Origin of the sequence: Erwinia tasmaniensis Et1/99, from assembly GCF_000026185.1 — a bacterium.
Taxonomy (GTDB): domain Bacteria; phylum Pseudomonadota; class Gammaproteobacteria; order Enterobacterales; family Enterobacteriaceae; genus Erwinia; species Erwinia tasmaniensis.
In genome coordinates this window covers 886,693-898,326 of the sequence record NC_010694.1, presented here as the reverse complement: position 1 = coordinate 898,326, position 11,634 = coordinate 886,693, and the positions used below count along the sequence as shown (strand labels likewise).

Sequence of the window (11,634 nt, the reverse complement as noted above, 5' to 3'; positions counted from 1 at the left end):
TCTTTCTGGCTTCAACAGAGGGGTCTATCAACACCATCTCATCCGTTCCGTTCATGTGAAATCAGTCCGTTGACGGGTATAAAATCACCGACTTATATTTCCAGCCAGTCCCCGGCAGGCCGGTTCTAAACCAGCGTGCCGTAAATCGTCAGTAATGCCACCACAACCACCAAAACCAGAGAGACTTTTTTCGCCAGCACAACCGCCACCCGTGGTGTTTCAACCTTATCCATGTGGGGATCGCGGGCCAGAGAAAACTGCGCCAGAGTGGTTAACACCTGGTACTGCGAGGTGTGCCGATCTGCCAGTGAGGCAAACCATGCGGGCAGCGCACGCTCACCATGCCCCAGCAGTGCATAAGCGACGCCCACCAGCCGTACCGGAAGCCAGTCTACCCAATATAAAATGGCATCAACGCCAGACTGAACGCGAGCCAGAGGATCGGGCATGCGCGCCAGCCAACTCTGCCATGCACGCAGAAATGCATATCCCATCAGCAGTACCGGCCCCCAAGGCCCACCGACAACAAACCAGAACAACGGGGCCAGATAAAATCGGTAGTTAATCCACAGTAACGCATTTTGCAGCTCGCGCAGATATTCACGTTCGTCACAGTCAACGGGTACGCCATGGATGAGGGTTAGCTCTTGTGCCATCGCATTATGGGCCGCCGTATCGTTGTGCCCGGCAGCTTTCAGATAAGCATGGTAATGCAGACGTACCGACCCCGCCCCAATGCATAGCAGCCCTACCAGAACCCAAAACAGCAGCTTGGGAACACCAAAAAACAGTCCTTTCACCGCCAGCAGGCAGAGCGCCGTCAGCCCCATAACCACCAGCAGCATCAGTAGAGTACGTGTCAGGGAAAAGTGCGTGCGAGCACGAAACAGGGGTATCAAATGATGATCGAGCTGCCAGTGCTCGCCCAGCTTAAATAAGCGTTCCCATCCAAGAACCAATAACAGACTAAATAATGTCATTCCTTAACTCCTGTTGCATTGGTATGAGCGTGCGTAGCCAGTCCGGTACGAAAACGCAACCAGTCGAAAGACGGGCCGGGATCGGTTTTACGCTGCGGAGCGATGTCGCTATGCCCGGTAATATGCTGTGCGATTGATGGATAATACTGGATCAATGATTGAGTGACCGCCCGTAACGCCTGGTACTGCGCGTCGGTATAGGACAGCGTATCCGTACCTTCCAGTTCAATGCCAATTGAAAAATCGTTGCAGGCTTCGCGTCCCCTGTAGCTGGAAACGCCTGCATGCCAGGCCCGCAGATGAAACGGAACGTATTGCACAATCTCGCCATCACGACGGATAAGGCAGTGTGCAGACACCTGTAGCTGGCATATCTCGGCAAAATAAGGATCGGCGTTGGCATCAAGCTGACCGGTAAACAGCGCATCAATCCACGGGCCGCCAAACTTACCGGGAGGCAGGCTGATATTATGAATGACTAACAGTGAAGGAGCTTCACCATCCGGCCGCTGATTAAAATGCGGCGATGGCACGCGCCGCACGCCCTCAATCCAGCCGTCTTGCAGCTGCATACCCTGCTCTCCTCACTTTTGACGAAAGCAGATTAACGTGGTTTTTTCTGCTTTCTCACGCTTCAGCGCCACTGCGTTTGCGTCTTACCTTATCAAGTTGCGGCCATCTTTGACAACCGCGGAACCAGCTGTGCCAGTAAGATTTCGCGCAGACGACCGGCGGCAGGCGCGATAATCTCTTGCCCCTGATGCAGCGCGATCCCCAGTTCAGCAACTTTGGGCAATAAGGGGTGATGCAGTATTTGTAGCCCGGCAGGCAGGCCAAGCTCACTACGTAATGTCACCCCCAGCCCGGCCGTGGCCGCCGCCCATATTCCACTCAGGCTGCGGCTGGTAAATGCCACACGCCAGGGAATAGCCGCATTATCAAGCGCGTCTATCGCGCGCATACGGATCAGGCAAGGTGCATCGAATAATAGCAGCGGCAAAGGTTCACCCTGCGCCAGCCATCGTTCAGGCCGCATCTCTTCGCAACCAATCCAACCAAGGGTAGCCGCCGGTAGTGGCTGCATAAAGCGTGTGTTCAGTTCGCCCTGCCAGCACAATGCCAAATCAAGCTCTCCCTGATGGATCCCTTGCAGCAGCTGCGCATTACCACCAATAGACACTGAAACCTGCACCTGTGGATGAGCACGGGAAAACTGGCCGAGCACTTCCGACAACAGCGCCTCGCCAAAATCTTCCTGTAAACCAATACGCACGCTGCCGGCAATATTCCGTCCGGCCATTGTGCTGAAAGCCTCATCATTCAGTGCCAGAAGGCGACGTCCATAGGCCATTAACAGCTCACCATTTTCGGTTAGCTCCAGCCGCCGTCCAGCTTTATGTAAAAGAGGTAGACCGCTTTGTTGCTCCAGTTTTTTCAGTTGCGCGCTGACGGCTGACGTAGAGCGGTTCAGGCGGCGAGCCGCTAATGCAAAGCTTCCCAATTCCATACCCAGTACAAAACTACGCAACGCGTCCAGATCAAAAGTTACAGGCCTCGAGGGTGTCATTAATCATCCTGTTTTTCGGGATTATCGATATCAAATTATGCGATTTTATAAACTATTTACCAGGGTTATGCTGCAACTCTGTTTCAGATAATGGAGTTTCACGATGAGTCTCTCTCAAGATAATAGTAATTTGATATGCCGAGTTTTTGCTACGCACGGCGCTCCCCAATACCTTAAATATCCTGGAGACGGATCGGCCGCCAGCGATGAAAACGTTCACCGATCTGCGGAGAAACACCCATGATTGCCATGCAATATCGCTTCCGGCTACCTGTCGACTACGACATGAGCATCATTACTACCCGTATCCTGGAAAACGGTCATCAGTTTGATAACGTCCCAGGACTGTTGCTGAAAGTCTGGTGCTATTCTGAAAGCAACGACCCGTTTTGTACGGATGAACCCCTATATGCGCCGTTTTACCTCTGGCAGGACTGTAGCAGTATGGCGAGCTTTCTTACCGGAGGCGGCTTCCGGCGGCTAATGCAGGATTTCGGCCGTCCAGCAATCGACAGCTGGCTGGTGCAAGACTTTCAGCCAGCTGCCGAACTTGTACAATCGGTTTTTGCCCGTCGTATCATTACCCCTGTTTTACCCAAGGCAGATTTAGCGCAGTGCCGTCACGCAAGCGAAACCGTCGCTGAAAGCACTACACAAATAGTGGCTTGGGACGTACAGCGTTGGCGACAATTGAACTTTCAGTTAAGCCCACAACCATTCACTGACGACGACAGTGCCGAGCGCTACCGGGTGGGCCATCTCTCCATTTCGCATCACATGACGCCGTAGCACAAGCACTGGCTGGCACGGCCGCAATAAACGCGTTAGCATGTCAGCCTCTGCTACCCGACTTTTCGGAGTTTAATCATGCCATCCCGCCGTTACGATGCGGACAGCCGCCGCACCGCGCTGCTCGATCGTATTGAAAGCGATATTCCTCCAAGCGTAGAACAGGCATTACGTGAAGACTTAGGTGGAGTCATCGACCCCAGCCGCGACATTACCGCCAGCCTGCTGTCTGCCGATACGCATTCTCATGCAGTGGTGATCACCCGTGAGCCCGGGATTTTTTGCGGTAGGCCCTGGGTAGAAGAAGTGTTCATTCAGTTGGGGAACAAAACGCAACTCACTTGGTTCGTCGATGATGGCGATACCCTGATTGCCAATCAGCCGCTTTTTGAGGTGACAGGGCCCGCTTCGCTGCTTCTTACCGCCGAACGCACGGCACTGAACTTCGTGCAAACGCTCTCTGGCGTAGCGACTGAAGTCAGACGTTATGTCGCACTGCTGGATGGCACCCGCACCCAGCTGCTTGATACACGTAAAACCGTGCCGGGGCTTCGTAGCGCGCTGAAGTATGCCGTTTTGTGCGGCGGCGGAGCCAATCACCGTCTTGGTCTTTTCGATGCCTTTCTGATCAAAGAAAATCATATTATTGCCTGTGGTTCGATAGCCAAAGCCATTGAAAAAGCCTGCTGGCTGCACCCGGATGTTCCGGTGGAAATCGAAGTCGAGTCGCTCGAAGAACTTGAACAGGCACTTCAGGCCGGGGCAGATATTGTGATGCTCGACAACTTCACCGTTGAGCAGATGCGAGATGCCGTGAAGCTGAGCGATAACCGCGCCCTGTTGGAAGTCTCCGGCAACGTAACCGACCAAACCTTGCGAACATTTGCCGAAACCGGCGTGGACTATATCTCCGTGGGTGCTCTGACCAAACATATACGGGCCCTCGACCTGTCAATGCGCTTTTGTTAACTCGTCCATCCTGTTTTACTCCAGGCCAGCCGTTGGCGCTGGCCTTTTTACCCGAAGAATACTGTTTTTGCGTAGTGGCTTCAGGCAATCACCTTATGCAATGTAACGAACACTCACATCTTGCGGCGACCGCCTGAAACCGGATATTTGTCGCTGGCACAGGCCAGCTGCTCCGAATTATTGTGCTTACCTCTCAACCACAAGGAGGTTTGCCATGACCCACCAACAGGGATTCACCCTGATCGAACTGATGATTGTCATCGCTATCATCGCCATTCTTAGCGCTATCGGTCTGCCCGCCTACCAGAGCTATCTGCAAAAGGCCGCACTTACCGATATGTTACAGACCACCATGCCATATAAAACGGCCGTTGAACTTTGTGCCATTGAGCGCGGCGGCAGCGGCAACTGTAGTGCAGGAAGCAACGGCGTTCCGACCGAGCGCACCTCGCGCTACATTTCAGCCCTCAAGGTCAATGCGGGGGTTATAACGCTGACGGGCCAGGAAAGTTTAAAGGGATTGAGCGTCAGGCTTACCCCCCAGTGGGACAGTAAAGATGGGCAGCTAAGCTGGCGACGCAGCTGTGAAAGCACATCCGCTGGTCTCAAAGAAGCTTGCCAGGATCTGTTCCGTTTTGATGAGGAGCCGTTGCCATGACGCCGGCAACGCAACGAGCGGTAGAAGGTATTTGTCAGGCTTATCAGGCGATAATAGTTGACTTCACCGCCGAACGTCTGCATATCGCCGTAGCAGAAACGCCCAGCCATGCACTGATGGCTGAGCTTCGCTTCGCTACCCACTGCCCTGTAGAAGTTGAATGCTGGCCACGGGCAAAACTGGAACAGTTTAACGTGAAGGGGAGCATTTCAGCCTCTGTTACGGCAGAGGGTACGTTGGAGCAGTACGGAACGGCAGTAGAAATTATTAACGCCTTGCTGATACAGGCTCTGCAAAAACGTGCTTCTGATATTCATATCGAGCCGCAAAAAGATAGCCTGCGGCTGCGCTTACGCGTCGACGGTGTATTACAGCAGTTGCCTTGTACCGGGGTTGAAAACAGCGCACCGCTGATCGCTCGCCTGAAAATCCTTGCCAGCCTTGATATTGCAGAACGCCGGGTTCCGCAGGACGGACAGTTTTCACTGGTGCTCAACGATAATACCGAATCGTTCCGTCTTTCGACCCTGCCGACGCGTTTTGGTGAAAAGGCCGTGGTACGCCTGATGCAAAGCGATAGTCATACCATCGCGCTGGAAAATCTCGGTATGCCCAGCCCCTTGTTAAAACGCTACCGCGAGGCGCTGGCTCGTCCTCAAGGGATGATTCTGGTTACCGGTCCCACGGGAAGTGGCAAGACCTTTACGCTCTACAGCGGCCTGAGCTGGTTGAATATCGCCACACGTAACCTGTGCAGTGTAGAAGATCCGGTTGAAATCCCGTTGGAGGGGGTCAATCAAACCCAGATCCACGCTAAGTCAGGGTTGGATTTTCACCGTGTATTACGCGCCCTGCTGCGCCAGGACCCCGATGTGATTATGGTCGGCGAAATCCGTGACGGTGAAACCGCCGAAATCGCCGTAAAGGCAGCACAGACAGGACACCTGGTGCTTTCAACATTGCATACTAATTCGACTACCGAAACGCTGGTGCGTCTGGGACAGATGGGCGTACCCGGGTATCTGCTGGCTTCGGCTCTTAAACTCGTTATCGCCCAACGTCTGGTACGAAAGCTCTGCCCTCACTGCCGTCAGCCTGCGCAAGCGACGTCCCATTTCCCTCCTCACATCTGGCCAGGTACGGTGCAAAACTGGCAGGCGATAGGCTGTGAACGCTGTTTCTCTGGTTTCTATGGCCGTCTCCCCCTGTTTGAACTGCTGCCCGTGTCCGCACGTCTGCAAAACGCACTGGCAAAATCAGCGCCACCGGAAGAGCTGACGGAAATTGCACGGCAGCAGGGAATGAACACGCTATTCGTTGAAGGTCTGCACTGCGTCAATCGCGGAGAAACTACGCTGGAGGAGTTAACCCGAGTAGCGGGAGGAAGCGATGAGTGAACGCTATCTGTTCCGCTGGCAGGCTATCGATGATAGCGGGCAACTTCACCAAGGCTACAGCTTTGCAGCCAGTCCCTTGCAGATCACGGAAGAGCTGGCTGCACAACATCAGATAGCGCTAAAAATTTCGCGTGGCCGCCGCTATAGATCTCGCCGCTGGCGATGGCAGCAGAAGAACGCATTTTTCCGCCAGCTCGCCACGTTGCTGAAAGCAGGGTTACCACTGCCCGGATGTTTGCAGCTATTAGCAGATGGGCATCCTGAAGCAGGCTGGCAGGCGCTACTGCTCAACCTGCATCAGCGAATTAGCGCCGGGGAGCCGTTTTCACAGGCGTTACGCGAGTGGCCCGATATTTTTCCGCCGCTGTTTCCAGCGCTGGTTCATATCGGCGAACTCACCGGAGATCTGGACGAATGCTGCCTGCAGCTGGCAATTCAGCAGGAGCAACAGCAACAACTTCAGCATAAAGTACAAAAAGCGCTGCGTTATCCGCTGTTTATCATCGCCGTTGCCCTGCTGGTTAGCATCGGCATGCTGGTTTTTGTTCTCCCGGAGTTTGTTGCCATTTATCGTTCGTTTAACGCGCCGCTGCCGGGGTTTACAAAAGCTGTGATTGCGTTCTCGCAGCTATTACAGCAGCAGTCGCTACTCTTGGCGGGTATTTTCACAACGCTTTGCCTGCTTTGGAAAACACAGCGCCTTAAATATCCTGCATGGCAGCGCTATGAGCAACGCCTGCTGCTCCGGCTACCGCTGGTGGCCAGGTTATATCGAGGCAGCCTGTTAAGTCAGATATTTACAACCCTTTCCCTGACCCAACGAGCCGGATTGACGCTGTTACACAGTCTACAGGCGATAGAGAAAACGCTTACCCCGCTGCTGTGGCGTGAGGCCATCCGTCAATTGCAACAGCATATTGCGGCGGGCTACCCACTGCACCAGGCGCTAAAGTCACACCCGCTATTTACCCCGCTGTGTTATCAGCTAATCAAAGTGGGAGAAGAGTCGGGCTCGCTGGATACGCTGCTGACCCGGCTGGCAATGTGGCACAAACAGCAGACTCATCAGCTGGCAGACACGCTGGCGGCAACGTTGGAGCCACTGATGATGATAGTGATCGGCGGGATTGTTGGTACGCTGGTCGTGGCGATGTATTTGCCCGTATTCAGACTGGGGGATGCGCTTGGATAGGCGACTCTCCCGGCCCGGAACCAGGCAGGGAGAGACCGGACAACTAACGGTTAAACACGCGGTTTTCCTGCTCGTTGACGCGGATAAAGGTAGTACGCTTGGTCAGCTCTTTCAGTCGCTCGGCACCAACATAGGTACAGGCGGAGCGCAGGCCGCCTAAAATATCGAGCGCGGTGGGTTCCACCGGGCCACGCACCGGCAGCCTGACGGTTTTACCCTCTGCCGCACGATATTGCGCAATGCCCCCCACATGGCGCTTCATGGCTGATTCGGAACTCATGCCGTAAAACAGCATAAACCGTTCACCATTTTCTTCCACCAGCGTGCCCTCACATTCATCATGAGCGGCCAACATACCGCCCAACATGACAAAATCAGCGCCGCCGCCGAAGGCCTTAGCCACATCGCCAGGAACCGAGCAGCCGCCATCGCTGACAATCTGCCCGCCCAGGCCATGCGCCGCATCAGCGCACTCAATCACCGCAGAAAGCTGTGGGTAGCCCACGCCAGTTTTAACACGGGTAGTACAAACGGACCCCGGACCAATACCGACTTTGACCATATCTGCCCCGGAAAGGATAAGCTCCTCGACCATTTCTCCCGTCACCACATTGCCCGCGCAAATAGTCTTATCCGGACAGGCTTCGCGTGCTCGCTGTAGGAAAGTCACAAAATGCTCCGAGTAGCCATTAGCCACGTCTATGCAAATAAAGTTAAGCATCGGCGACAGCGCCAGGATCTGTTGTAGCCGGGTAAAATCGGCTTCAGACGTGCCGGTAGAGACCATCACATGGCGCAACACCGCTGGCGAGACACGCTCTACAAACGCTCGCCACTGCTCAACACTATAATGTTTATGTACTGCGGTAAGAATATCGAAGGAGGAGAGCGCTTCTGCCATATTGAAGGTGCCAACGGTATCCATGTTGGCCGCGATGACCGGCACGCCAGACCAGGCTATGCCCGAGTGTTTAAAGGTAAACTGGCGTTCCAGCTCCACCTGAGAACGGCTTTGTAACGTTGAACGTTTAGGCCGGATAAGAACGTCTTTGAAACCTAACTTAATATCTTCTTCGATACGCATAACGATTTTCCTGGTTGGTGGCGTTTATCCGAATTCGTTCCCTGTATCGGTTCACGCTTTCGTTTACAGGCGAAGTGCCAGCTCCAGTGACGCTATCATACGCGCTAAAAACGTGTAGACAAGACTGCGACATTGGCTTTGTTTACGTTACAATCACTTAAATTTGCCTGTAAATTTGCCTTGTGATCTGTGCCACATTATTTGTTTGCGTGCGGTAAATAATAAGCCAACATAACATCGTAGCTTGAGCTAAAACCTATGTCCTATACAGTAGCGCTGACCGGTGGTATCGGCAGTGGAAAAAGTACCATTGCTAACATTTTTGCCGGGCTGGGCGTTGAGATTGTTGACGCCGATATTATTGCGCGTCAGGTCGTCGAGCCCGGGCAACCTGCTCTGGCGGCCATCCATGAGCATTTTGGCGATGAAATACTGATGCCAGACGGTACGCTGAACCGGACGATTCTGCGTCAGAAAATATTTAGTTCTGCGGCTGATAAAATGTGGATTAATAATCTGTTACACCCTCTTATCCACAGCAGAACCCGGCAGCAGTTAGCATTAGCGCGCTCCCCCTGGTGCTTATGGGTTGTGCCTCTCTTAGTGGAGAACCGTTTGCAGCATCATGCCGATCGCGTGCTGGTGGTCGATGTTGACCGCGCAACCCAGATAGCCCGAACCACTGAACGCGACAAAATTAGCCGCGTTCAGGTTGAGCAGATCCTTGCTGCCCAGGCCACGCGCGAAGCGCGTCTGGCTGTGGCAGATGACATTATTGATAACTGCGGATTGCCGGAAACGGTGATTGCGCGCGTTGCCGAACTTCATGAGCGTTATCTGGTTTTGGCAACCGATCGGGATTAACAGTATGAGCACAACGGTTCTTTTTGAGCACCCTCTGAATGAAAAAATGCGTACCTGGCTGCGTATTGAATTTTTGCTAAAACAGCTTAGCGCCAGCCAAATCATTGTCGATCACCAGGGCGCTTTGACGTTTTTTCGTAATGCTGGCGAGCTGCTGGACGTGTTTGAACGCGGAGAACTGCGTACCGAAATACTCAAAGAGCTGGAACGCCAACAGCAAAAATTGCTTTCATGGGCTGAAGTGCCCGGCGTTGATATGACGCAAATCGAGATGCACAGAGCAAAGCTCAAAGGCTGCGCAACATCCTTAATTGCGGCACCGCGCATGGGGCAACTGTTGCGTGAAGAACGCCTGATAAGCCTTGTGCGGCAGCGCTTAAGCATTCCGGGCGGCTGCTGTAGTTTTGATCTTCCCACACTGCATATCTGGCTGCACATCGAACAACAGCTGCGTGACCAGCAGGTCGCCGTCTGGCTTGATTCGCTGGCCCCTATACGTGATGCGTTGATGCTACTGCTCGCTCTGATCCGTCAGTCCGGGATATTACGAACCCACACCAGCCTGAACGGTTTTTTCCAGGACAATGCTGAAGGTGCCGATTTGCTGCGCTTGCAGCTCCGGCTGGAGGATGCGTTATATCCTCAGGTCTCCGGACACAAGAGCCGTTATGCCATCCGCTTCCTGCCGTTAGACAGTGAACGAGGCGAAGTCCCTGCCCGCTTTAATTTCGAGCTGGCCTGTTGTTAAGGTAAAAATCATGAATGATGTCACTGTTGTCAACTGTCCGACCTGCAACAAGCAGGTGATCTGGGATGAACTCAGTACCTGGCGTCCGTTTTGCAGTAAACGCTGTCAGCTTATTGACCTGGGTGAATGGGCCGCTGAGGAGAAGCGTATTCCCAGCAGCGGCGATCTTAATGATAGCGATGACTGGAGCGAACAGCCACTCGATCGCCAGTAAACCTTGTCTGTCTGTTATCAGTGGCCTGCTTTCAGCCTGGCCACGATTTCAGCATTCGCGGGTGGAAACTCTGCGGCGTTGAGTTGACCCTGTGCAACCCAACGCTGTGGCTGCCCTTCGCGACCATAGGGTTCGCCATTCCAGCGATCGACAATAAAAAAATGTAGCGTTACGCGCAGATCGCTATAGCTGTGGTCGATAATATCGTAAGGTACGGCGTTAAGCGCTTCGATACCCGTTTCTTCCAGCAACTCACGTTTCAAAGCCTGTTCAGGCGTTTCACCCTCTTCAATTTTCCCGCCGGGAAACTCCCACATATTGCCCATATGAACACTGGCTGCACGCTGTGCTAAAAAAATCTTCTGTTGGTCATCGCGAATAATTCCTACTGCCACCTGTAAATATTTCATCATCGTTCACTCGAAAGGTTCAAACAGAATGGCGACAAATTTTATCATCGAATTATGCTGCTGTCTCGGCCATCAGTGCTGCCTCGTGGTCTGAGCATTGCCAGCAGGCATGACGTCTTTTCCTGCCGCCGGCCGAGATTATCGCAGCATCGAATTTGAATTACGCCCACATATTTCCCACACGCTCACTATTAAATGACTACCGAAATAGCGTTGAGTACAAATGGTATTCTCATTGAGCGTCAAATCCTGATTTACAACCCCGCTGATGGTGAAAAATCAACAGAGTTACATTATTTTAATTAATGTAACCCCTCCTTAAAAAAAGAAATCAGCTCTTTATCAGCCTTCATATCATTACCGAGGTGACAACCTCACTTTTTTCCAGATAACACATAAATCACGTAAGCGACTAAAAAAACGCCGCTATTTTTAGCTAATCGTAAAATTGACAGGAACAACAAGTGTCAAACTATGTCAATACGGCTATAAAATACGAAATAGAATAGAAGATATGATTAATTTAATAGAGATTAAAACCTTAAACACCGTTAAATAACAACAACAGAAGTAACGTAAAATCAGACAGTTACCAATTTTCAATGAAAAATTAAACTTATTGCGTGTTGCAAAAAAACAGGCAAAGATTTTATGATCCTCATCAAGTTATCGTTTTGAAAAAGCTGATTAAAAAAACATAATCGTTTATTTAAAGCGTTTTTCATGAGAGTTTTTCTCTCCCATATATCAGCGAAAAGCTGC

Annotated in this window: 13 protein-coding genes; 8 read left to right on the top strand and 5 right to left on the bottom strand. The window is 52.4% G+C overall.

Translation table 11 applies throughout. The features are described from left to right. Positions 1–125: 125 nt before the first annotated feature. From ampE to ETA_RS05125, 3 genes are all read right to left on the bottom strand, one after another. Positions 126–980, bottom strand: a complete 855-nt coding sequence (ampE, locus tag ETA_RS05135; protein WP_012440555.1) for a beta-lactamase regulator AmpE — start codon at positions 978–980, stop codon at positions 126–128. Further along, positions 977–1,552 (bottom strand): 1,6-anhydro-N-acetylmuramyl-L-alanine amidase AmpD, encoded by a 576-nt coding sequence (gene ampD / locus ETA_RS05130; RefSeq protein ID WP_012440554.1) that lies wholly within the window; start codon positions 1,550–1,552, stop codon positions 977–979. The genes ampE and ampD overlap by 4 nt, the downstream gene beginning before the upstream one ends. Before the next feature lie 92 nt (positions 1,553–1,644). Then, a complete protein-coding gene (locus ETA_RS05125; RefSeq protein WP_012440553.1) occupies positions 1,645–2,547 on the bottom strand; it encodes a LysR substrate-binding domain-containing protein in 903 nt (300 codons plus the stop codon). A gap of 240 nt (positions 2,548–2,787) precedes the next feature. Between ETA_RS05125 and ETA_RS05120 the strand changes: the two genes are divergently transcribed. From ETA_RS05120 to hofC, 5 genes are all read left to right on the top strand, one after another. Next, a complete protein-coding gene (locus ETA_RS05120; RefSeq protein WP_012440552.1) occupies positions 2,788–3,336 on the top strand; it encodes a DUF4865 family protein in 549 nt (182 codons plus the stop codon). A 78-nt stretch (positions 3,337–3,414) separates the two neighbouring features. Beyond that, a complete protein-coding gene (gene nadC, locus ETA_RS05115) occupies positions 3,415–4,305 on the top strand; it encodes a carboxylating nicotinate-nucleotide diphosphorylase (RefSeq protein WP_012440551.1) in 891 nt (296 codons plus the stop codon). A gap of 214 nt (positions 4,306–4,519) precedes the next feature. Further along, a complete protein-coding gene (ppdD, locus tag ETA_RS05110; protein ID WP_012440550.1) occupies positions 4,520–4,963 on the top strand; it encodes a prepilin peptidase-dependent pilin in 444 nt (147 codons plus the stop codon). Beyond that, positions 4,960–6,360: a type II secretion system protein GspE gene (gspE, locus tag ETA_RS05105; RefSeq protein ID WP_012440549.1), complete on the top strand. Its 1,401-nt coding sequence runs from the start codon at positions 4,960–4,962 to the stop codon at positions 6,358–6,360. Before ppdD ends, gspE begins: the two co-directional genes overlap by 4 nt. Further along, complete coding sequence (gene hofC, locus ETA_RS05100; RefSeq protein WP_012440548.1) at positions 6,353–7,552, top strand: protein transport protein HofC; 1,200 nt, start codon at positions 6,353–6,355, stop codon at positions 7,550–7,552. The genes gspE and hofC overlap by 8 nt, the downstream gene beginning before the upstream one ends. Before the next feature lie 43 nt (positions 7,553–7,595). Here the strand turns inward: hofC and ETA_RS05095 are convergent, their stop codons facing one another. After that, positions 7,596–8,636, bottom strand: a complete 1,041-nt coding sequence (locus ETA_RS05095) for a GMP reductase (protein ID WP_012440547.1) — start codon at positions 8,634–8,636, stop codon at positions 7,596–7,598. A gap of 258 nt (positions 8,637–8,894) precedes the next feature. Between ETA_RS05095 and coaE the strand changes: the two genes are divergently transcribed. The 3 genes from coaE to yacG are packed head-to-tail and all read left to right on the top strand — an operon-like array spanning position 8,895 to position 10,462. Beyond that, positions 8,895–9,500, top strand: coding sequence for a dephospho-CoA kinase (gene coaE, locus ETA_RS05090; protein WP_012440546.1), 606 nt, complete (start codon positions 8,895–8,897; stop codon positions 9,498–9,500). A 4-nt stretch (positions 9,501–9,504) separates the two neighbouring features. Further along, on the top strand, positions 9,505–10,248 hold the full coding sequence (zapD, locus tag ETA_RS05085) for a cell division protein ZapD (RefSeq protein WP_012440545.1): 744 nt from the start codon (positions 9,505–9,507) through the stop codon (positions 10,246–10,248). Between the two features lie 10 nt (positions 10,249–10,258). Continuing rightward, on the top strand, positions 10,259–10,462 hold the full coding sequence (gene yacG, locus ETA_RS05080; protein ID WP_012440544.1) for a DNA gyrase inhibitor YacG: 204 nt from the start codon (positions 10,259–10,261) through the stop codon (positions 10,460–10,462). A 17-nt stretch (positions 10,463–10,479) separates the two neighbouring features. Here the strand turns inward: yacG and mutT are convergent, their stop codons facing one another. Beyond that, positions 10,480–10,872, bottom strand: a complete 393-nt coding sequence (mutT, locus tag ETA_RS05075; RefSeq protein WP_012440543.1) for an 8-oxo-dGTP diphosphatase MutT — start codon at positions 10,870–10,872, stop codon at positions 10,480–10,482. Positions 10,873–11,634 lie beyond the last annotated feature (762 nt).